General features: G+C 72.5%; 18 protein-coding genes. 9 read left to right on the top strand and 9 right to left on the bottom strand.

Annotation, left to right across the window (positions count from 1 at the left end):
* Positions 1–82 precede the first annotated feature (82 nt).
* Together arfA (ABD254_RS03750) and ABD254_RS03755 are read right to left on the bottom strand one after the other, a co-directional pair.
* The gene (gene arfA / locus ABD254_RS03750; protein ID WP_344245798.1) at positions 83–1,594 is read right to left on the bottom strand and encodes an arabinosylfuranosidase ArfA; all 1,512 of its coding nucleotides are present in this window, start codon (positions 1,592–1,594) and stop codon (positions 83–85) included.
* An 8-nt stretch (positions 1,595–1,602) separates the two neighbouring features.
* Entirely contained in the window at positions 1,603–2,955 is a 1,353-nt protein-coding gene (locus ABD254_RS03755) for an alpha-galactosidase (RefSeq protein WP_344245800.1), read from the bottom strand.
* Between the two features lie 300 nt (positions 2,956–3,255).
* Here ABD254_RS03755 and ABD254_RS03760 point away from each other — a divergent pair, with 300 nt between their 5' ends.
* The 5 genes from ABD254_RS03760 to ABD254_RS03780 all read left to right on the top strand — a co-directional run bounded on the left by ABD254_RS03760 (position 3,256) and on the right by ABD254_RS03780 (position 8,701).
* Positions 3,256–4,617, top strand: coding sequence for an ABC transporter substrate-binding protein (locus ABD254_RS03760; RefSeq protein WP_344245802.1), 1,362 nt, complete (start codon positions 3,256–3,258; stop codon positions 4,615–4,617).
* A gap of 85 nt (positions 4,618–4,702) precedes the next feature.
* Positions 4,703–5,671, top strand: coding sequence for a carbohydrate ABC transporter permease (locus ABD254_RS03765; protein ID WP_344245803.1), 969 nt, complete (start codon positions 4,703–4,705; stop codon positions 5,669–5,671).
* A gap of 15 nt (positions 5,672–5,686) precedes the next feature.
* Positions 5,687–6,553, top strand: a complete 867-nt coding sequence (locus tag ABD254_RS03770) for a carbohydrate ABC transporter permease (protein WP_344245804.1) — start codon at positions 5,687–5,689, stop codon at positions 6,551–6,553.
* Between the two features lies 1 nt (position 6,554).
* Complete coding sequence (locus tag ABD254_RS03775) at positions 6,555–8,012, top strand: arabinan endo-1,5-alpha-L-arabinosidase (RefSeq protein WP_344245806.1); 1,458 nt, start codon at positions 6,555–6,557, stop codon at positions 8,010–8,012.
* Positions 8,009–8,701, top strand: a complete 693-nt coding sequence (locus ABD254_RS03780) for a YesL family protein (protein ID WP_344245807.1) — start codon at positions 8,009–8,011, stop codon at positions 8,699–8,701. Before ABD254_RS03775 ends, ABD254_RS03780 begins: the two co-directional genes overlap by 4 nt.
* Before the next feature lie 17 nt (positions 8,702–8,718).
* Here the strand turns inward: ABD254_RS03780 and ABD254_RS03785 are convergent, their stop codons facing one another.
* From ABD254_RS03785 to ABD254_RS03805, 5 genes are read right to left on the bottom strand one after another with little or no spacing between them, the layout of a single operon-like run.
* Entirely contained in the window at positions 8,719–9,795 is a 1,077-nt protein-coding gene (locus ABD254_RS03785; protein WP_344245809.1) for a LacI family DNA-binding transcriptional regulator, read from the bottom strand.
* 4 nt (positions 9,796–9,799) lie between these two features.
* Positions 9,800–11,887 (bottom strand): glycoside hydrolase family 127 protein, encoded by a 2,088-nt coding sequence (locus ABD254_RS03790; RefSeq protein ID WP_344245811.1) that lies wholly within the window; start codon positions 11,885–11,887, stop codon positions 9,800–9,802.
* Positions 11,884–12,759, bottom strand: coding sequence for a carbohydrate ABC transporter permease (locus ABD254_RS03795; protein ID WP_344245813.1), 876 nt, complete (start codon positions 12,757–12,759; stop codon positions 11,884–11,886). Before ABD254_RS03795 ends, ABD254_RS03790 begins: the two co-directional genes overlap by 4 nt.
* Complete coding sequence (locus ABD254_RS03800; protein ID WP_344245815.1) at positions 12,759–13,721, bottom strand: carbohydrate ABC transporter permease; 963 nt, start codon at positions 13,719–13,721, stop codon at positions 12,759–12,761. The genes ABD254_RS03795 and ABD254_RS03800 overlap by 1 nt, the downstream gene beginning before the upstream one ends.
* 32 nt (positions 13,722–13,753) lie before the next feature.
* Positions 13,754–15,100 carry an ABC transporter substrate-binding protein gene (locus tag ABD254_RS03805; RefSeq protein ID WP_344245817.1) on the bottom strand — a complete coding sequence of 449 codons (1,347 nt, stop codon included), beginning with the start codon at positions 15,098–15,100 and terminating at the stop codon, positions 13,754–13,756.
* A 248-nt stretch (positions 15,101–15,348) separates the two neighbouring features.
* On the opposite strand from ABD254_RS03805, the gene arfA (ABD254_RS03810) reads away from it, so the two are divergent.
* The 4 genes from arfA (ABD254_RS03810) to ABD254_RS03825 all read left to right on the top strand — a co-directional run bounded on the left by arfA (ABD254_RS03810) (position 15,349) and on the right by ABD254_RS03825 (position 18,628).
* Positions 15,349–16,908, top strand: a complete 1,560-nt coding sequence (arfA, locus tag ABD254_RS03810; protein ID WP_344245819.1) for an arabinosylfuranosidase ArfA — start codon at positions 15,349–15,351, stop codon at positions 16,906–16,908.
* 146 nt (positions 16,909–17,054) lie between these two features.
* Positions 17,055–17,612, top strand: a complete 558-nt coding sequence (locus ABD254_RS03815) for a DUF6529 family protein (RefSeq protein WP_344245821.1) — start codon at positions 17,055–17,057, stop codon at positions 17,610–17,612.
* Positions 17,609–17,965 (top strand): hypothetical protein, encoded by a 357-nt coding sequence (locus ABD254_RS03820; protein ID WP_344245823.1) that lies wholly within the window; start codon positions 17,609–17,611, stop codon positions 17,963–17,965. Before ABD254_RS03815 ends, ABD254_RS03820 begins: the two co-directional genes overlap by 4 nt.
* Positions 17,966–18,271: 306 nt before the next feature.
* Positions 18,272–18,628 (top strand): iron chaperone, encoded by a 357-nt coding sequence (locus ABD254_RS03825; protein ID WP_344245825.1) that lies wholly within the window; start codon positions 18,272–18,274, stop codon positions 18,626–18,628.
* A gap of 118 nt (positions 18,629–18,746) precedes the next feature.
* Here the strand turns inward: ABD254_RS03825 and ABD254_RS03830 are convergent, their stop codons facing one another.
* Together ABD254_RS03830 and ABD254_RS03835 are read right to left on the bottom strand one after the other, a co-directional pair.
* Positions 18,747–19,805, bottom strand: coding sequence for a carbohydrate ABC transporter permease (locus ABD254_RS03830; RefSeq protein WP_344245827.1), 1,059 nt, complete (start codon positions 19,803–19,805; stop codon positions 18,747–18,749).
* Positions 19,802–20,716 (bottom strand): carbohydrate ABC transporter permease, encoded by a 915-nt coding sequence (locus ABD254_RS03835; RefSeq protein ID WP_344248483.1) that lies wholly within the window; start codon positions 20,714–20,716, stop codon positions 19,802–19,804. The genes ABD254_RS03830 and ABD254_RS03835 overlap by 4 nt, the downstream gene beginning before the upstream one ends.
* Positions 20,717–20,790 lie beyond the last annotated feature (74 nt).

The raw sequence follows: 20,790 nt of genomic DNA on the forward strand, positions 1-20,790 counted from the left end.
ACGACGACGGCCAGCGCGGCCGCCGTCGTCGCCCGGAGTCGTCGCGGTCGCGAGGTCGTCCTGCGCTCCTGACGCACGAGCCCTACGCCCGGCCCAGGCGGACGATCGACCACGACACGGGCGGCAGCTCGGCGCGCGCCCGGTCGTCGGCGACCTTCGCGGTCGTGTTCGCCCGCGGCAGCACGGACGTGTCGTCGTCGGCGGTGGCGGACCACGTGTGGTCGGGGTTGGCCAGCGTGAGCGCCTCGACGACGCGCAGCCCCGGGAAGCCGCGTAGGTCGACGTCGAGCACGACGTCCTCGGTGACGGACCGGTTGGTGGCGAGCAGCACCACCTCGCCGGTCTCCGGGTCGTGCGTGGCGACCGCGTCGAGCGTCGCAACGTCGCCGAACCTCGCCGTGGAGTGCACGGGCGAGTCCACCGCGAGCCGCAGCACCTCGCCCTTCGCGTGCCGCGAGGTGAGCGCGAACGGGTGGAAGATCGTCTGCTTCCAGACCCGCCCGCCCGGCTCGGTCATGATCGGCGCGATGACGTTGACGAGCTGGGCGAGCGACGCGGCGTGCACCCGGTCGGTGTGCCGCAGCAGCGAGATGAGCATCGAGCCCACGACGACGGCGTCCGCGACGTTGTACCGGTCCTCGAGCAGCACCGGGGCGACGGGCCAGTCGTCGCCCGACGGCGGTCGCGACTCGGCGCGCCTCTGGTACCAGACGTTCCACTCGTCGAACGAGACGTTGATCCGCTTGGCGTGCTTGCCGGCGGCGCGCACGGCGTCCGCGGTCGCCGTCACCGACTCCACGAAGTGGTCCATGTCCACCGTGGAGGCGAGGAACGACGCCAGGTCGCCGTCCTCCTCCCAGTAGTACGCGTGCGCCGAGACGTGGTCGACGTGCTCGTACGTCTCGGAGAGCACCACGCGCTCCCACTCGCCGAACGTCGGCATCACCGAGCCCGACGACCCGCACACCACCAGCTCCAGGTCGGGGTCGACCATGCGCATCGCCCGCGCCGTCTCGGCGGCGAGCCGCCCGTACTCGTGGGCCGTCCTGTGCCCGATCTGCCACGGGCCGTCCATCTCGTTGCCGAGGCACCACATCTTCACGCGGTACGGGTCGGCGGCGCCGTTGGCCCGACGCCGGTCGGACCAGTTGGTGCCGCCCGGCACGTTGCAGTACTCGAGCAGGTCCAGGGCCTCCTGCACGCCGCGGGTGCCGAGGTTGACGGCCATCATCGGCTCGACGCCGGCCTTGGCGCACCAGCGCATGAACTCGTCCACGCCCACGAGGTTGGGCTCGGTGGAGTGCCAGGCGAGGTCGAGCCGGCGCGGCCGCTCGGCGACCGGGCCGATCGCGTCCTCCCACCGGTAGCCGGAGACGAAGTTCCCGCCCGGGTAGCGGACCGTGCTCACGCCGAGCTCGCGGGTCAGGTCGACGACGTCGCCGCGGAACCCGTCCGCGTCGGCGCTCGGGTGCTCGGGGTCGTGGATGCCGGTGTACACGCAGCGGCCGAGGTGCTCGACGAACGAACCGAACGTACGGCGGCGCACGGGCCCGACGACGAACGCGGGATCGAGGGTGACGGTGGCGGACAGCATGAGGCTCCTCATGAGTGGTCGGTGGTCGGGCGGTCTGCGGGGTCCAGGCGCAGCAGCCGCACGCCGTGCGCTGGCACCTCGACGTCGAGCACGGAGTCGCCGCCGGAGGCCGCGCCGGGCGGCGCGAGGTCGACGCGTACCCCGGACCAGACGTCGGTGAGCGCGAGCGGGGCGCCCGGCAGGCCCGCGGACGCGGCCGGCACGCGCAGGCGGCGCGCGACGTCGGCGGTGCTGAAGACGGCGGCCCAGCGGGCGCCGTCACGCGCGCCGGTGCCCTCGGCGCCCCACACGACCGTCTCGGCCCCGCGGTTCCCCTCGCGCAGCAGCTCGCGGCCGTCGGCGGAACGGTGGGTGAGGTCGAGCAGCCCGGGGTGGACGAGGTCGGCGATCGTGCCGTCGTCGGACGAGGGCAGGTCGCCGCCGACGAAGAGCGGCGAGCGGGCCAGGCCCCACAGGGTGAGCAGCGCGCGGCGCTCGTCGACGGTGAGCAGACTCATCCGCGGCTCGCCGCGCTCGGCCCGCAGGCCGATGCGGCCCAGCGGCAGCATGTCGGCGTCGGCCCAGCCGGCGGGGCCCGAGTGCGGCGCCCACCGGGCCATGCGGCCGAGCTGGTCCTCGACGTCGGACCACCGGTCCCACAGGTCGTCGGAGACGCGCCAGAGGTCGGCGTGCTCGCGCAGGTGCTCCAGGTGCGCGAGCGAGAGGTCGGTTCCCGGTGACAGCGAGACCGTGACCGGGCGGCCGTGCGCGAGCTCCGCGCGCCGGACCGCGAGGCTCAGCGCCTCGATCGCGGCCGCGTGGTAGGGCGCGAGCATGTCGTCGACCTTGAGGAAGTCCACGCCCCAGCCGACGACGTGGTCGATCATCGCGTCGAGCCAGGCCTGTGCGCCGGGGTGGTCGTGCCGCAGGCCGTAGCAGTCGGAGTTCCAGGAGCAGGTGCTCGACCGGTCGGCGATCTCGCCGGTGCGGTACGGGGTGCCGGGCACCGGCAGGTCTGCCTCGACGGCCCGTCGGGGGATGCCGCGCATGAGGTGGATGCCGAACCGCAGCCCGAGGTCGTGCACGGCCGCCGCGAGCGGGGCGAAGCCCGCGCCGGCGGCGGCCGACGGGAAGCGCTCGACGACGGGCTGGAGGAAGCCGCGGTCGTCGAACCGCACCGGGGCGTCGTCGTTGTAGCCGCCGGCACGCGCCGTGGGCTCGTACCACTGGATGTCGACGACGACGGTGTCCCAGCCGACCTGGGCCATGCGGTCGGCCAGGAACCGGGCGTTGGCCAGCACCTCGGCCTCGGTGACCGTGGTGCCATAGCTGTCCCACGAGTTCCACCCCAGGGGCGGCCCCGCCGCTGCGCCGTGCTGCATCGTTCTCCTCGCCGCGCCCGCACCGGCTCCGCCGCGGACGCTTGTACATCGTTGTAGAAGCGTGAGCATGCCCCGGGTCGGACGGCGCCGTCAAGCGCGGGCGGGGTCGCCGGGCGGACGCCGCAGCGCGGCGTTACATCGTTGCATTCTCGTGACCTGGGCCACTTGACCGCACGCCGGGGGCCGTGCCACGGTTGGCCGGTCGATGGCTCTTCATCGATGTAAAGCCGAGGCGAGGTCGCCTCGGCCGCGGGCCCGGTCCACCGGGTCCCGGACCCGGAAGACCGAGAGGACCCCGTGATGAGGAAGTCACGCCTGACCGCCGGCATCGTCGCCGCTCTGGCGGTCGCCGGCACCGCCGCCTGCAGCTCCGGCGGCAGCAGCAGCTCCGACGACACGCTCACGTTCATGTTCCGTGGCGGTGAGGACGAGAAGGCCGCCTACCAGGAGGCCATCGACCGGTTCACCGAGGACACCGGCGTCGAGGTCAAGATGATCGTCACGTCCGCCGACCAGTACGCCCAGAAGCTCCAGGCCGCCGTGGCCGGCAACAAGGTCCCGGACGTCTTCTACATCGAGACCGCCAGCCTGCAGTCGTACGTGAGCTCCGGCGTCCTCATGGACATCACCGACAAGGTGGCCGAGCAGGGCGCCGACCTCGACAACATCTGGGAGTACGGCCTCGACTCCTACCGCTTCGACGGCTCCGTCCAGGGCACGTCCGAGGGGCGCCTCTACGGCCTGCCGAAGGACATCGGCCCGTTCGCCTTCGGGTACAACGCCGACATGCTCGAGAAGGCCGGCATCGAGCGCCCCGACCCGGACGAGCCCCTGACCTGGGACGAGTGGCTCAAGATCTGCCAGAAGCTCACCCAGGACACGGACGGCGACGGCGAGGTCGACCAGTGGGGCACCGGCCTCAACGTCCAGTGGAACTCGCAGGCCTTCGTCTGGAGCAACGGCGGCGACTGGACCAACGAGGACTTCACCGAGGTCACGGTCGACACCCCGGAGTTCGCCGAGGCCATCCAGTTCATCGCCGACCTCACCAACGAGCACGGCGTCACCCCGAACCCCGAGCAGTCGCAGACGCTGGACACCTACCAGCGCTTCATGGCGGGCGAGATCGGCTTCTTCCCGGTGGGCCCGTGGGACATGAGCGTGTACAACGAGCTCGACTTCGAGTACGACCTGCTGCCCTGGCCGGTCGGCAAGACCGGTGAGCCCGCCACCTGGATCGGCACCCTCGGCATCGGCGTCTCCAACACCACGGCCATGCCCGACGAGGCCGTCCAGCTCGCGACCTACCTGTCCACCGACGAGACCGCGCAGGAGACGCTGGTCGACGCGAGCATCCAGATCCCGAACCGGATCGACACCGCCGAGAAGTGGGCCGCGGAGGCCACCGAGGAGGGCGTCAAGCCGAAGAACCGCCAGGAGTTCCTCGACATCGCCGAGGACTACGGCCGCGCAGGCTCGTCCTCCTACACCTACGGCGGCGAGTGGTACGACGAGCTGTGGGTCGGCATCCAGCCGGTGATCGACGGCGACAAGCCCGCGGCCGAGTACCTCGCGGAGGTCCAGCCCCGCATGCAGGAGCTGCTCGACCAGGCGAACGCCCAGGCCGAGCAGGCCGCGGCCGCGGCCGCCGCCGCGTCGTGACGCCACCCGCTCTCCCCGCGCGGCCGCCGCGATCCCGCGGCGGCCGCGACGGCCTCCCCGCACCCTCAGGACGAAGGAGTCTGCGATGACGTCCACCGCGACGCCGGCCGCGACCGGAGCTCGCACCTCGGCACCGGCGACGACGCCGCGCCAGCCCCCCGGCGGCGGAACCAGGCGGCTCCACCGGCACGAGAAGAAGTGGGCGCTGATCTTCGTGGCCGCGCCCGTGCTCGGCTACCTGCTCTTCATCGCCTACCCGACCGGGTACGCGCTGTACGCGTCGCTCACCCGGTGGAACGGGCTCGGCCCGATGCAGTTCATCGGCCTCGACAACTACGTGGCGCTCATGAGCGACGAGCGCTTCCGCCAGTCGCTGTTCAACACGTTCTTCTACATGATCGGCATCCCGATCGGCCTGGCGCTCTCGCTCGCGCTGGCGGTCATGATGAACCGCAAGCTGATCGGCCGGACGGCGTTCCGCACGATCTACTACATCCCGGTGATCTCCTCCATCGCCGCGATCGCGATCCTGTGGCAGTGGGCGTACAACGGCGACTTCGGCCTCGTGAACCAGTTCCTCGCGATCTTCGGCATCGACGGGCCCAACTGGCTGGCCGACCCGACCTGGGCCAAGCCCGCGATCATCATGATGGCCGTCTGGAAGGGCCTCGGGTACTCGATGCTGCTCTACCTGGCCGCCATCCAGTCCGTGCCGCGCTCGCTCTACGAGGCCGCCGAGCTCGACGGCGCGAACGGCTGGAAGAAGTTCCGCTCCATCACCCTGCCGATGGTGCAGCCCGTCACGTTCTTCCTCGTCGTCACCCAGGTCATCGGCGGCGCGATGATCTTCATCGAGATCCAGATCATGACGCCCACCGGCGGTCCCGAGTACTCCACGGCGTCCGTCGTCTACCACATCTGGCTGCAGGCGTTCCGGTACCAGCAGATGGGCTACGCGACCGCGATGTCGGTGGTGCTGGGGGTCCTCATCCTCCTCATCACGCTCATCCAGTTCCGCCTGAACAAGCGCAACAGCAGCTTCGTCATCGACTGAGGCCCGGAGACAGCCATGAGCACCATGACCCGAATGGACCTGAGCCGCGCGGCGCGCTCCCGTCTCACCGACACCGTCGTGTGGATCATCCTGGCCGCCGGCGCGATCTTCATGGTCGCCCCGCTGCTGTGGATGTTCTCCACGTCCCTCAAGACGAAGCTCGAGGTCTTCGCGCTGCCCCCGGTGTGGATCCCCGAGGTGCTCCAGTGGGACACCTACGTACGGATGTGGACCGACTCGTACGTCCTGGACGGCATCAGGAACAGCGTCATCGTGTCGCTGAGCGTCACGGTGATCGGCACCCTCACCTGCTCGCTGGCCGCGTTCGCGCTGGCCAAGATGCGCATGCCGTTCAAGAACGCGATCTTCATCGGGCTGCTCACCGGCATCATGATCCCGTTCCCGACGATCATGATCCCGCAGTTCGTGATGTTCTCGAAGATCGGCTGGGTGGACACGCTCCTGCCCCTGATCGTGCCCGCGATCTTCGGCAACATCGTGATGATCTTCTTCCTGCGGCAGTACCTGTCGAGCGTGCCCGACTCGCTGGTCGAGGCGGCCAAGATCGACGGCGCCTCCTACTGGCAGATCTTCTGGCGCATGATCATGCCGATCATCCGGCCCGCCGTCGCGGCCCAGTTCATCCTGTGGTTCATGGCGGTCTGGAACGACTACCTCGCCCCGATCCTGTACCTGAACACGCCGGAGAAGCAGACGCTCCAGGTGGTCATCGCCAACATGAACGTGGAGTACGCGACCCAGCGCGACTACCCGCTGATCATGGCGGCCTCGGTCGTCGCGGTCCTGCCCATCCTCGTGGTCTTCCTGATCTTCCAGCGGCAGATCATCGAGTCCGTCGCGCTCACCGGCACGAAGGGCTGACATGACGGACGAGCTGCTCGACGGGCCGACCGCGCCGCCCGTCGAGGCCCCCGCCGCGCCCGCGGACGACCGCGTGGACGACGGCGTCGACGACCGGGAGGCGCCCGCCGACCTCGACGCCTGGGGCGGCCGGCACGCGCACGACCCGACGATCGTGCGCGACGACGACGGCACCTACTGGTGCTTCTCGACCGACGCGCGTTACGACGGCCCCGTGCGCGGGGGCGTCCAGGTCCGGCGCTCGACCGACCTGGTGCGGTGGGACTTCCACGGGTGGGCGCTCGACGGCGTCCCCGGACCGGCCGCGGCCTGGTCCGGCGCCGAGGGCCTGTGGGCCCCGGAGGTCGTCCGGGTCGGGCCGGCGGGAGACGGCGCGTGGCGCATGTACTACTCGGCGTCGACGTTCGGCTCGCGCCGGTCGGCGATCGGGCTGGCTACCGCGCCGCACCCGCGCGGCCCGTGGGCCGACCGCGGGCTGGTGGTCGCGAGCGAGCACCACGACCCGCCCGCGGGCGCCGGGCACCCGAACGCGATCGACGCGAACGTCGTCGTCGACGGCGAGCGACACTGGCTCGTGTACGGGTCCTTCTTCGGCGGCCTCCACGTGCTGCCGCTCGACCCCGCCACGGGCCTCGTCGCCGACTACGCCGCGGCCTCCGCCGTGCCCGGTGGGCTCACCGCCCACCCGGGCACGCTGCTCGCGCGCCGCGCCCCGCACGTCGACAACGGCGCGGTGGAGGGGGCGTTCGCCCTCCCCCGCCCCGGCGGGGGCTGGGCGCTGCTCGTGTCCTACGACTCGCTCGCGAGCTCGTACCACCTGCGCGCCGCGGTGGCCGACGCCGTGACCGGGCCGTTCGTCGACCGTGCGGGGCGTGCGCTCACCGACACGGCCGCGGAGCCGTGGTCGGTCGGGGTGCCCGTGCTCACGGGGCACCGGTTCGCCGGCGGGCCCGGGATCCTGGCACCCGGCCACGCCTCGGTGCTCACCGAGCCCGCGGGCGGCGAGCGGCCCGGCCGCCAGCTCCTCGTGCACCACGTCCGCGACGCGGACGCCCCGACCGCCCACCGGCTCCAGGTGCGCCGCCTGGTGTGGACGCACGACGCGTGGCCCCTCGTCTCGCCCCAGCCGTGGGCCGGCGACGCCCGCGAGCAGGACGACGAGGACGCGTGGCCGTCCGACGTCGCCGCCCTGGCCGGGACGTGGGAGGTCCTGCGCCCCGGCGCGGACCCCACGCGCGTGCAGGCGGGGGCCGTCGTCCCGCTCGACGTGGGGGCGGACGCCCGGGCGCTCGGCCGCGGCCGGTTCGCCTGGACGTCGCCCGACGGCGCGGCCGTTTCCGCCGTCGTGCACCCGGGCTGGGACGCCGTGCGCGACCGTGCGACGCTGTGCCTGTCCACGCTCGACGACGCCGGGCGCACGCTGCTCGCCACCCGCCTCACGGAGGAGGTCCGGCCATGAACGCGACGCCCCCTGGCGACCGGCTCCCGTCCGACCCCGCCGACCTGCGCGACGCCGCCCGGCGGCGGGTCGCCCAGGCGGAGGTGCCCGGCTGGGCGGGCGGGGTCATGGCGGCCCTGCGCTGGGCGACCCTGCTGGTCGAGGTCAACGCCATGGTGGTCCTCGGCACGCTGGCCGGCGGCGTGGTGCTCGGCCTGGGCCCGGCGCTGCGCGCGGGTGGCGCGGTGGCCGCCGGGATGACGGCCGGCCCCACCCCCTGGCGCACCTTCTGGCGCACGTGGCGCGCGGGCTTCGGGCGGACGAACCTCCTGTTCGCCCCGGCCTGGGTGATCGGGCTCCTGCTGTGGTTCGACGCCGTCGCGCTGGGGCTCCTCGACGGCCCCGCGCGCGCCTCGCTGCAGCTCGGCCTGGTCGTCGTCGGCGCGTGGGCCCTCGTCGCGGTGTCGTACTGGGTGCGGGTGGCGGCGCGCTACGACCGCGGGCCGCTCGAGACCTGGCGGTTCCTGCTGCTCGCCCCGCTGCTGGCGCCGACCACGACCCTCGCCGTGCTCGTGGTGGCGGGGGCGACGGCGCTCGCCGGGTGGGCGATGCCGCTCGCGCTCGCGCTGGCGGGCGCGTCGTTCCCCCTGTGGGCCACCGGCCGCCTCGTCGACGACAGCCTCGACCGGATCGACGCCGCCGCCTCCTGACCCACGGCAGCGCCGTCTCAGGAGCGGGGCGCGACCTCCTCGGTGCCGCCCGGCTGCACCGCGGCGACGACCTCTCCCCCGCCCTCGGGCACGTCGCCCGTCGACTCGCGCCCGACGAGCCGCGAACCGGGCACCACGCGGCGGAACGGCGTGCCGCTCCCCGCGATCCGCTCGACGAGCAGCTCCACCGCCGTGCGCGCGATCTGCTCCCGGCCCGGGTCGACCGAGCTGATGGTCGGCACGGCGTACTTCACGTCGTCGATGTCGTCGAAGCCGACGAGCGCCACGTCGCCGGGGACGTCGAGGCGCCGCGCGTGCAGCGCGTGCAGCGCACCCAGGGCCATCGCGTCGTTCAGGGCGAACACGGCGTCCACCTCGACCCCGGCGTCGAGCAACCGGGCCATGGTCTCGGCTCCCGTGGAGCGGTGCCACAGGCCCGCCTCGCCGACCAGCGCCGGGTCGTAGGGCAGCCCGGCGGCCTCCAGGCCCTGCCGGTAGCCCTCGGTGCGCAGCGCCGCGGAGCCGACGAGCTCGCCCTCGTGCGCGCCCACGACGGCGATGCGGCGGCGCCCGAGCGACGCCAGGTGCAGGGTGGCGGCGCGGGCCGCGGCCACGTTGTTCATCGTCACGTGGTCGGCGGGGGCGTCGAAGATCCGCTCGCCCAGCACGACCAGCGGCGCGTCGGTGGTGAGCAGGTCCACGTCCTCGGGCCCGAGGGCCAGCGGGGAGAAGATCAGGCCATCGGTGAGGTGGCGGCGGCGGCCGGTGAGCACCTCGACCTCGCGCTCCCGGCTGGCGCTGGTCTGCTCGATGAGGACGGTCAGGCCGCGCTCCTCCGCCGCCCGGATGACCGAGTCGGCGAGCTCGGCGAAGTACGGCAGCGACAGCTCCGGCACGGCCAGCGTGATCATGTCGGTGCGGCGGGTGCGCAGGTTCCGGGCCGTGGTGTTGAGCCGGTAGCCGAGGTGCTCGATGGCCTCCTCGACCCGCTCCCGCGTCTCCGGGCGGATGTGGGGGTAGCCGTTGACGACGTTCGACACGGTCTTGATGGAGACGCCCGCGCGCAGCGCGACGTCGTGCATGGTCACCGGCACGCGATCACACCCCTTCCGGCCGCGCAGCCGGCATCCAGACCCGCATCGGACCCTCTCCTCGATTTCCCCACACAGCGTAGGGCACCGCCCGCACGGACAGTCGGAGCCCGTCGGGTGGCGTCGTGGGTGTCGCGGCGCCGTTTGTCCCGGGCGCGGACGTCGGGACGTACAGCGGTTCGCCGTCGGCCGGCCGCGTGACGACGGCGAGCCGCAGCACGGCGCCGACGCCCAGCGCGGCGTCGGGCGGGCCGACGTCGACGGGCGACGCGAGGTCGACCTCGACGTCGTCCAGCACCACCGGCGTCCCGTCCGCATAGGCGGCGCGCGCCGTGCCGACCACGAGGTCGGCCTGCTCGAGGCAGTGCACCACCGGGCCGCGGGCGAGCGCGACGCACCCCCGGACGGCGTCCACCCGCGGGTGGGCGCGCAGCACCCGCACGTCCAGCGGCAGCGAGAGGCGCACCTCGCGGGCACCGGCGGGCACGACGGCGTAGCCCCGCTCGACCTCCGGCAGCGGCGCGGCGGCGCCGTCGACCTCCAGCCGCACGCGGCCGGGGTCGGCCCAGCCCGGCACGCGCAGCGCGAGCGCGGGCAGCGGCGCGTCGCCGGCGAGCACGACGTCCCCGTCCCAGGGGTAGCCGGTGCGCACCGACAGCCGCACGGGCCTGCCGCCGTCGTCGGGGCCCGGGACGGCGGCGCCCGGGACGGTGAGGTCGGCGTCGGCGTACAGGTGCAGCGCCAGGATGCCGTCGTCGCGGGCCGTCGCGACCATGGTCTGGAGCGAGGCGACGAGCCGCGCCAGGTTGGGCGGGCAGCAGGCGCAGGCGAACCAGCCCCGGCGTCCGGAGGCGTGGTACTCGTCGGCGCCGTCGTGCCCGTCGCGCACCTGCAGCGGGTTGGAGTAGAAGAACCGCGTGCCGTCCAGCGAGACGGCGGCCGCGACGACGTTGTGCAGGGCGTGCTCGATCGCGTCGGCGTAGCAGCCGTCGCCCGTGGCGAGCAGCATCCGCCACCCCCACAGCACGCTCGCGATGCCTGCGCACGACTCGGCGTACGCACGGTCGGGCGGGAGCTCGAACGGGTCGCCGAACGACTCGTCCTTGTGCCGCGAGCCCATGCCGCCCGTCACGTAGGCCCGGCGGCCGAAGGCGTCGTCCCACAGCCGCTCGGCCACCTCGAGCAGGGCGGCCTCCCCGCTCTCCAGGTAGACGTCGACGACGCCGGCGAGCAGGTAGAGCTGGCGCACGGCGTGACCGGTCACCTCGGTCGCCTCGCGCACGGGCACGGCGTCCTGGTGGTAGGCGGGCTCGAACGGCCCAGAGCCGAGACGGCCGTGCCCGCGCAGGTCGATCATGCGGCGGGCGGCGTCGAGGTAGCGGTGGTCGCCGGTCTCGCGGTGGAGCTCGACCAGCGCCGACTCGATCTCGGGGTGGCCGCAGAACAGCTCCTCGCCGGCCGCGAGCCGGTCCGCGACGTCATCGGCCCAGAGCATCCCGACGTCGAGCAGGTCGTCGCGGCCGGTGGCGCGGGACCGCGCCACGCCGGCCTGCAGGAGGTGGCCGAGCACGTACAGCTCGTGTCCCCAGCGCAGGTCGGCGTAGGGCTCGCGCGACGGCGCCGCGCCGCCCTGCACGTGCGAGTCGAGGTAGCCGGACGGCGCCTGCACGCGGCGCAGGAGGTCGACGACGCGGCGCACGGTCCCCTCGTGCGGGGGCTCGGCCCGCGCCGGCCCGCCGTCCGCACCCGGCCTGCGGCCCGCTGCCTCCCGCGCCGTCTCCAGCGCCGTCTGCCGCGCCGTCTCCCAGGCGACGGCCTCGAGCGTCTTGTGCACGTCGGAGTCCGCGAAGTTGAAGCCGCGGTAGGGCCCCGCGTGGTGCTCCGGGTCTGCGGGGTCGAGCAGGCGGCGCAGGTTGTCCAGGGCACCCGAGGCCTCGAGGGCGTCCAGGCAGTGCGGGACCGTGGCCGTCGCGTTGCGCTCCTGCCAGGCGCCCAGGTGCCCGGTCGACAGCAGCCGCACGGCGTCCGCCGGCAGCGGCCGCGTGCGCGCGTGCGGCAGCGGCCCGCCCAGGGGCCCCACCTTCGCGGCGCTCACTTGATCGCCCCCAGCGACAGCCCGCCCTGCCAGTACTTCTGCAGGCCCAGGAAGGCGGCCACCAGCGGCAGGATGGACACGAGCGCGCCCGTGACGATGAGGTTCCACACCTGTTCCCCGCCCGCCCCCGCGTTCGACAGGGCCTGCCACTGGTTGATCCCGACCGTGACCGGCAGCAGCTGTGGGTCACGCAGCACCGCCAGCGGCAGGAAGAAGTTGTTCCAGGTCGCGACCGTGGTCAGCAGCAGCACCGTGACGAAGGCGGGCCGCAGCAGCGGCAGCGCCACGCGGACGAAGAGGCGCAGCTCGCCGGCGCCGTCGACGCGGCCGGCGTCGAGCATCTCGTCCGGGATGGCGTCCACGGCGTACACCCGCACCAGGTAGACGCCGATCGGGCTCAGCAGCGACGGCAGGATGACCGCCCACATCGTGTTGATCATCCCGAGCTGGCTCAGCAGCACGAACGTGGGGATGGTCAGCGCCGTGAGCGGGACCATCACCGAGCCCAGCAGCATCGAGAAGTAGAGGTTGCGGCCGCGGAAGCGGTACTTCGCCAGCGCGTAGCCCGCGAGGACCGCGAGCACGGTGGACCCGACGCCGCCGGCGAACGCGTAGACGAACGAGTTGCGCAGCCACGTCCAGTAGATGCCGCCCTGGTACGTGAAGAGCTGCGTGACGTTGTCCCACAGCGCGAGCTCGTCGTCGAACCACAGGGCGCCGCCGGTGCCGACGAACAGCCCGCTGTTGGACTTCGTCGAGCCGACCACGAGCCACCACAGCGGGACCACGAAGTAGAGCACGGCCAGGAGCAGGAAGACGTGGGAGCCGAGGCGCCGGCCACCGGCCCGGCGCGAGGTGTGCGACGTCGTCATCACTTCAGTCCGCTCTGCTTGCGGGTCGCGTACAGGAAGACGTACGACCCGATGAACACGAGGATCCCCAGCGCGAACGCGATCGTGGAGGCGTAGTTGAACTGGCTGTAGGAGAACGCCATCGAGTACGCGTACAGGTTCGGGGTGTAGGTGGTGGGGATCGCACCCTGCGCGACCGACCGCAGCACCGTCGGCTCGGTGAAGAACTGGAGCGTCCCGATGAGCGCGAAGACGACGATCATCACCATCGACGACGCGATCATGGGGATCTTGATCCGGAACGCGATCTGCCGGTTGCCGGCGCCGTCGAGCCGCGCCGCCTCGTACACCGAGGGGTCGATCGCCCGCAGCGCCGCGTAGACGATGATCATGTAGTAGCCCACCCACTGCCAGGTCACGATGTTGACCAGGGAGCCGAAGATCAGGTCCCGGCTGAGGAAGTCCGGGGCGTCTAGACCGAAGAGGCCGAACAGGTCGTTCGCCGGGCCGAACCGCGGGCTGTACAGGAAGCCCCACATCAGGGCGCCGATGACCGCGGGGATCGCGTACGGCACGAAGACCAGCAGGCGCGAGGCCTTCGACAGCCGGGTGGCGAGCGTGTCGAGCACCAGCGCGATCGCCACGGCGAGGCCGACCTGGATCGGCACCATGACGAGCACGAACCTGCCCACCCGCGCCATCCCGGACAGGAAGTCGGCGTCGGTGAACACGCGCACGTAGTTCGCCACGCCCGTGAACACGCTCTCGCCGCCCGTGGCGATGCCCTTCGTGTGCAGGCTGAGCCAGAAGGCGTACCCCAGCGGCACGAGCAGGAACAGCACGAACACCACGGTGAACGGGGCCAGGAACAGCCAGCCCCACCACTGCCGGCGGGTGTCCAGCGCGCCGGCGGACCGGCGCCGGGCGCGCTCCGCGCGGGCGGGGGCCGCGGCGGGCGTCGCGGCCGTCGTCGACGAGGTCAACAGGGTGCCCTCTCGGGGTCGGTCGGCGGAGGTCATCGGACCGTGAAGCCCTGCTGCTCGGCGTAGCGCACCAGGCCGTCCTGGACGGTGGCCAGCGCGTCGGCGGCCGTCGCCGGGCCCTCGACCATGTCGTACAGCGCCATGGTCTGACGGTCGTAGGCGTAGACCTGGAACGGGCTGAACGTGAACCCGGGGTACTGCGCGGCCGCGTCGAGGAAGACGTCCCGGTTCACCTGCTGGCCCCCGAAGAACGGGTACCGCCGGCCGGTGAACCAGTCCGCCTCCAAGGCGAGGTTCCACAGCGGGAAGAGGCCGGCCTCCTCGACGCCGACGTGCCACGTCTCGGTGTCGTCGAACAGCTCCGTCGCGACGGTGGCGGCGGCCTCGGGGTCGGTGGCCTGCGAGGTGACGGCGAGCGCCGAGCCGCCCTGGTTCACCTGCACCGGGTTGGCGGGGTCCCACTGCGGCAGGGGCGCGGCCCTCCACTCGGCGCCCGAGTCGGCGTCCGAGAGCCCCTCGAGGTAGCCCGGGCCCCAGGCCGCGGCGATGTAGACGGCGTACGTCCCGTCCACCAGGGAGGTGTTGTAGTCGCTGGTGAAGGCGTCGTCGCTGGACACGAGCCCGCGGTCGACGAGGTCCTCCCAGTAGGACAGGACCTTGCGGGCCGCCGGCGTGTCGACGTCGATGCCGATCTCGGCCGGGCGCGAGCTGTCGTAGTCGAACGGGGCCCAGCCGGCCTGCGCGAACAGGGCGTAGTTGAACGCCCCCCCGTTGGTCGCGTAGTTGGTGATGAAGCCGGCGTAGCCGGCGTCGCGCAGGTCCTGGGCCGCCTGGGCGAACTCGTCCCAGGTGGTCGGCGGCTCGACGCCGTACTTGGAGAAGATGTCGGCGCGGTACAGCATGCCGACGGGGCCGCCGTCGACGGGGACCGCGTGCACGGCGTCGCCGTCGGAGACGTCCGACCACGCGCCCGCCGGGAACTCGTCCGCCAGGTCGCCGGCGCCGAAGGGGGCGAGGTCGGTCAGGCCGTCGAGGATCGTGTAGGTCGGCAGGATCTCGGACTCGAGCTGGATGACGTCCGGCGCACCGGTGCCTGCCTCGAGGGCGGTGGAGAACTTGCCGTACTCGTCGGCACCCTGGCCGGCGTTGGTCCAGCAGACCTGGACGTCGTCGTGCTCGGCGTTGAACCGGTCGACGATCTGCTCGACGGCCGGGTACCAGGCCCAGAGCGTGACGCGGGTGGCGTCCGGCTTCGCGATCTCGTTCGTGCAGCTGGTGCTGCTCGCCCCGGCGCCCTCGCCCGGCGCGCACGCCGCGACCGACAGACCTACCAGGCCCGACGCCATGACCGCGAGGGCGCGTCGCGTGCTGAAGCGCATGCGGAATCCTCCTCGAGCCGGCGAGGCGGTCAGACCGTCCTGACCCCGCGCCGAACATCTTCAACGATGTAACGCCGGACAGTGGAACACGGGGTGGCGTGGATCACCAAACCCGTGACGCCCCGCCGCAAGCCTGGGTCACCACGCCGTCGACTGGTGCGGGCGCCGCTCGTCGTGATTGACTCTACATCGTTGTATATCGAGGCATCGCCGCCTCGGAACACTTCGACGAGGAACGTGAGACATCCATGCCCGAGGCCAGCGCCCACCCCCGTCCCGCCCCCCGCGCGCGGGTCACCCTGCACCCCGACTTCCGCCGAGGCGCCGTCGACCGCCGCCTCTTCGGCTCGTTCGTCGAGCACCTGGGGCGCGCCGTGTACACCGGCATCTACGAGCCGGGCCACGCGACCGCCGACTCCCACGGCTTCCGGCGCGACGTCGCCGACCTGACCCGCGAGCTCGGCGTGAGCATGGTGCGCTACCCCGGCGGCAACTTCGTCTCCAACTACGTGTGGGAGGACGCCGTCGGCCCGGTCGAGGAGCGCAAGCCGTTCCTCGACCTCGCATGGCGGACCGTCGAGCCGAACCTCGTCGGCACGGACGAGTTCCTGCAGTGGGCCGAGCGCGAGGGCGTCGAGCCGATGATGGCGGTCAACCTCGGCACGCGCGGCGTCGCGGCCGCGGCCGCCCTGGTCGAGTACTGCAACGGCGAGGCCGGCACCCGCTGGGCCGACCTGCGCATCGCGAACGGCCGGGTCAAGCCCTACGGCGTGCACCTCTGGTGCCTCGGCAACGAGATGGACGGGCCGTGGCAGATCGGCCACAAGGACGCGCACGAGTACGGCAAGCTCGCCGCCGAGGCCGGGAAGGCGATGAAGCTCGTCGACCCGTCGATCTCGCTCGTGGTGTGCGGCTCGTCGTCGATGCAGATGCCCACGTTCGGCGAGTGGGAGCGCACCGTCCTGTCGTACACGTACGACCTGGTCGACCACGTCTCCATGCACGCCTACTACGAGGAGCTGGACGGCGACCGCGCGTCGTTCCTCGCGTCGGGGACCGCGATGGACCGGTTCATCGACCGCGTCGTCGCCTCGGCCGACGCGGTCGGCGCGGAGCGCCGCAGCGACAAGAGGATCACCATCAGCTTCGACGAGTGGAACGTCTGGTACCTCGAGTCCCGCTTCCCGGGCGAGGCCAACCTGCCGATCCAGCGCGACGCGCCGCGCATCATCGAGGACGTGTACTCCGGGCTCGACGCCGTCGTCGTGGGCGACCTCCTGGTGACGCTGCTCAACCACGCCGACCGCGTGCCGGTCGCGTGCCTCGCGCAGCTCGTCAACGTCATCGCGCCGATCATGACGGAGCCGGGCGGGGAGGCCTGGCGCCAGCCCACCTTCCATCCGTTCGCGACGACGGCCCGCCTCGCGCGCGGCGAGGCCCTCGACGTCCGGGTCGAGGCGCCGTCGTTCCCGACCAGCCGCCACGGCGACGCCCCGGTGGTCACCGCCGCGGCCACGGTCGACGACGACGGCACCCTCGGTCTGTTCGTCACCAACCGGTCGGACCAGGTCGTCGAGGTCGAGCTGGCGCACGTCGGCGCCGCGCTGCGCCTGACGGAGGGTTGGCAGATGGTCGCCGACCACGTGCCCGCCGTCGAGGGCCCCGACCACGCCGCCAAGGTCGCCGAGGCCTGCTGGTCCGCCGTCGACGTCGCGTCCGCCGTGGCCCCGGCCGCGGGCGGCACGACGACGCTGCGCCTCGCCCCCGAGTCGTGGACGGCCTTCGGGGGCACCTTCGCCCGCGCCTGACGCCCGGCCCGGCCTGCCGAACATGCGGTACCTCCGGGATTCGGTGCACGAATCCCGGAGGTACCGCCTGTTCGTGCGGGCGGAACCACATGGTCGGCGCGGCGTGTCCGGTGGCCGGTGCCGGCCGGACCCGGCACTGTGCTGACATGGGCGAGACCCCCTCGAGCCCCCGCGCGACGTGGCGCTGGGCGCTGGGCGCCGCGACCGCGGCCGGCGTGGCCGTGGTCGCCGCGCTCGGCGCGTACGCGGACGCCCATCCCGGCGACGACGCCGCCCTGCTGACCCTCTGGTTCTCCAGCATGCTGGAGATGAAGGCGTGGCTGGCCACCGGCGCGGCCGCCCTCCTCCTGGTCCAGCTCGTCTCCGCGCTGGCGATGTACGGCCGGCTGCCCGGCGTGCGGAGCGCCCCCGGCTGGGTCGCCCTGGTGCACCGGTGGAGCGGCGTCGCCGCGTTCGGACTGACGCTGCCGGTCGCCTTCGCCTGCGTCTGGTCCATCGGGTTCGAGGACGAGCCCACTCGCGTCCTGGTGCACTCCGTCGCAGGCTGCCTGTTCTACGGCGTGTTCACGGTCAAGATGCTCGCCCTGCGCGTGCGCGGCCTGCCGCCCGTCGTGCTGCCGGTGCTGGGCGGGCTCGTGATCGCCCTGCTCGCGCTCGTCTGGTCGACGTCGGCGCTGTGGTACTTCTCCGGGAGCACGTGGTGACGGCGCCCGACGACGAACCCGCCGCCCACGGCAGCACGCCGGAAGGCCCCTCCACCGCCGATCCCGGCCCCGCGCGGCGCGGCGTCCTGGAGGGACTCGGCGTCGCCGTCGTGGCCGGGATCGGCGGGTTCGCCTGGTTCAGCGCCGCCGGGCCGCCGTCCGAGGCCGAGCGGGAACGGCTGGAGGACGAGCAGGACCAGCAGCAGGATCAGCAGGAGGACGAGCTCGACGAGGAGCAGGACCAGCAGGACGACGAGCTCGACGAGGAGCAGGACCAGCAGGACGACGAGCAGGACGAGCGCGAGGACGAGCAGGACGAGGACCGCAGCGGGCCGGACCGGGGAAGGGGATGACGGCGTGAAGAGATCGTTCTGGCAGCGCCTGCCGACGCTGGTGCTCGTCGCTCTCGCCGCCGCGACGGCGGGGGCGATGCTGGCGGCACTGCGCTGACGACCGCGGTCCACCTCCGATCGATTCCCGCGCAGCGGTCGCTCGACGCGTGACGGCCGACCCGAATCATGGGCCACGCGCCGAAGGGTTCCTTGGCGGACCTTCCTCGTCGCCAAGCTGGGCGAGAGCTGGCCGGGCAAGGAAGTTGACGTGAGGCGGGAGTGAGCGAAGATCTTGGCAACGACGAGGAATCAGGAGCGGGTCAAGCCATGAGGACGATCGCCGACCACGACGCCTACATCGCCGCGGCACCCGAGGCATTTCGGCCCGCGCTGACGAACGTGCGCATGCTTCTGTCCCGCGTCCTGCCGGAAGCCGACGAGATCGTCGCCTACGACATGCCGGGGTTCAGCATCGGCGGCTCGGTCGTCGCGAGCTTCGCGGCGTTCAGCAAGCAGTGCGGGCTGTATGTCCTTCCGGGCGCCATCGCCGAGCATGCCGAGGAGATCGCAGCCGCCGGCCTCAAGGCGACCAAGACCGGCATCACCTTCTCGCCGCGCAGGCCGATCCCGGACGACCTCGTCGAACAGCTGGCGCGGACGTCGCGAGAACGGGCCGGGGTCTGACGGCCCAGCCTGTTCGATCGATCCGGCGACGACTGGCGAACGTCTCCTCCAGGCACGTCCAGGGTGATGCAGGCCGAGAGGACGACGGCGCTCGTCAGGTGATGGCGGGCTCGACCACTCAGCCCTTGACCGCTCCCCCGAGGCCGGCACCGCGCAGGAACGTGCGCTGGAAGAGCAGGAAGACGGCAACGGGGATGAGGGTGGAGATCGCGAGCGCCGCGAGGAACACGCCGAGGTCCGTAGAGGCCTCGATCGACGGGAGCCGCACCGACAGGGGCTGGATCGCCGGGTCCTTGAGCACGAGCAGCGGCCACAGGAAGTCCTTCCAGGCCGCGATCACCGCGAAGACGGACACGACGCCGAGGATCGGCCTCGACATCGGTAGCACGATCGACCAGAACAGCCGGTACGGGCCGGCCCCGTCGACGCGCGCAGCCTCGAAGACCTCGCGCGGCAGGTTGTCGAAGAAGCGTTGCACGAGCAGCACGTTGAAGGCGCTCGCGCCGGCCGGGAGCCACACCGCCCAGAAGCTGTCGATGAGGGACCGTCCCAGCAAGGGCGGGTCGAGGACCGTCAGGTAGAGCGGCACGAGCAGCACCACGGCGGGGACGAACATCGTCGAGAGCACCATCGCCTGCACGACCCTGCCGAATCGCGGCCGCAGCACCGACAGCGCGTAGCCGCCGGTCGTCGCCACGACGATCTGCACCGCCCACGAGCCCAGGGCCAGCCAGATCGTGTTGAGGAAGTAGCGACTGATCTCGACGTCGTTCCAGGCCCGCTCGAGGTTCGCCCACTCGATGCCGTTCGGGAAGACCGCCATCGGGGTGCGCAGGATGTCCTGGGTGGGGGTCACCGCGAACTTCGCCAGCAGGAGCATGGGGCCGAGGCCCACGACCACCAGCAGCACGAGCAGCAGCACGTGCGTGCCGCCCATCCCCCACCGCACTGACGGCCGGTGCCAGTCCGACTCGGAGAGCGCCCCGCGGTCGGCGCCGAGGTCAGGAGTCGCTCGCCGTGGGCGTGCTCGTGGCGAGCCGGCCGACGACGCACCGGGCGACGACCCGGACGCCCCGGAAGGGCCGGGAGCCGTCGTGCCGGGCGCGCCGTCGGCCGCGGCTTCGGCGGTCACGGCGGGGGCGCCGCCGGGCACGCCGTTGGTGGGCGACAGGGTCATGACGTGCTCCAGGACCGGGTGAGCCGGAAGTAGAGGACCGAGAAGATCGCGAGGACGAGCGCGAGCATGAGCGACAGCGCCGTGGCGGCGCCGTAGTCGCCGCCGAGGCTGTTCTGGAACGCGTACCGGTAGATGAGCAGCAGGACGGTCACCGTCGCGTTGTTCGGCCCGCCCCCGGTGAAGAGGTAGGGCTCGAGGAACACCTGCGCGGTGCCGATGATCTGCAGGATCAGCGTGATGAACAGGATCCCGCGCAGCTGCGGGAGCGTGACGTGCCAGACCTTGCGCCAGAGCCCCGCGCCGTCCACCTCGGCCGCGTCGTAGAGCTCGGCCGGCACGCTCGTCAGCGCGGCGAGGTAGATGATCACCGTGCCGCCGGCCCCGGCCCAGGTGGCGGCGAGCACGAGCGAGGGCATCGCCCACGACGCGTCCTGCAGCCAGGGGTACGGGCCAAGACCTGGCCAGCCGAGGATCGTGTTGAAGACGCCGGTGGGGCTGCCCTTGTAGAAGAACTTCCACAGCAGCACCGCGACGACCGGCGGGACCACGACCGGCAGGTACGCGAGGGCGGAGTAGACCCCGCGCGCCCGACGGACCTCGCGCATGAGCACCGCCGCCACGAGCGGTACCGGGTACCCGATGACCAGCGCGAGGAACGCGAAGTAGAGCGTGTTCCGGACCGCCTTCCACAGGAGGGGGTCGGCGAGCACCTGCCGGAAGTTGTCGAGCCCGACGAAGACCGGTTCGGTGACGAGGTTCGTCTCCTGGACGCTCATGATCACGGCGCGCACGATCGGGAACCACGAGAAGACGCCGAAGACGACGAGCAGCGGCAGCAGGAAGATCAGGTTGCTCAGCCCTCCGCCGCGCAGCCAGGTCGCGGGGCTGCGGCGGGGACGGCGACGCCCCACGGCGGGCCGGGCAGGGACGGCGTCCCCGCTCCTCGGCGGGGCGGCGGTCGTGCTCACAGGACATCCTTCGGCGA

Source organism: Isoptericola hypogeus (assembly GCF_039531145.1).
GTDB lineage: Bacteria > Actinomycetota > Actinomycetes > Actinomycetales > Cellulomonadaceae > Isoptericola > Isoptericola hypogeus.

Coding starts and splice junctions, on each gene's coding strand:
- arfA (WP_344245798.1), bottom strand. CDS start 1,594: ATGCTGTCCGCCACCGTCACCCTCGATCCCGCGTTCGTCGTCGGGCCC.
- ABD254_RS03755 (WP_344245800.1), bottom strand. CDS start 2,955: ATGCAGCACGGCGCAGCGGCGGGGCCGCCCCTGGGGTGGAACTCGTGG.
- ABD254_RS03760 (WP_344245802.1), top strand. CDS start 3,256: ATGAGGAAGTCACGCCTGACCGCCGGCATCGTCGCCGCTCTGGCGGTC.
- ABD254_RS03765 (WP_344245803.1), top strand. CDS start 4,703: ATGACGTCCACCGCGACGCCGGCCGCGACCGGAGCTCGCACCTCGGCA.
- ABD254_RS03770 (WP_344245804.1), top strand. CDS start 5,687: ATGAGCACCATGACCCGAATGGACCTGAGCCGCGCGGCGCGCTCCCGT.
- ABD254_RS03775 (WP_344245806.1), top strand. CDS start 6,555: ATGACGGACGAGCTGCTCGACGGGCCGACCGCGCCGCCCGTCGAGGCC.
- ABD254_RS03780 (WP_344245807.1), top strand. CDS start 8,009: ATGAACGCGACGCCCCCTGGCGACCGGCTCCCGTCCGACCCCGCCGAC.
- ABD254_RS03795 (WP_344245813.1), bottom strand. CDS start 12,759: ATGACGACGTCGCACACCTCGCGCCGGGCCGGTGGCCGGCGCCTCGGC.
- ABD254_RS03805 (WP_344245817.1), bottom strand. CDS start 15,100: ATGCGCTTCAGCACGCGACGCGCCCTCGCGGTCATGGCGTCGGGCCTG.
- arfA (WP_344245819.1), top strand. CDS start 15,349: ATGCCCGAGGCCAGCGCCCACCCCCGTCCCGCCCCCCGCGCGCGGGTC.
- ABD254_RS03815 (WP_344245821.1), top strand. CDS start 17,055: ATGGGCGAGACCCCCTCGAGCCCCCGCGCGACGTGGCGCTGGGCGCTG.
- ABD254_RS03825 (WP_344245825.1), top strand. CDS start 18,272: ATGAGGACGATCGCCGACCACGACGCCTACATCGCCGCGGCACCCGAG.
- ABD254_RS03830 (WP_344245827.1), bottom strand. CDS start 19,805: ATGACCCTGTCGCCCACCAACGGCGTGCCCGGCGGCGCCCCCGCCGTG.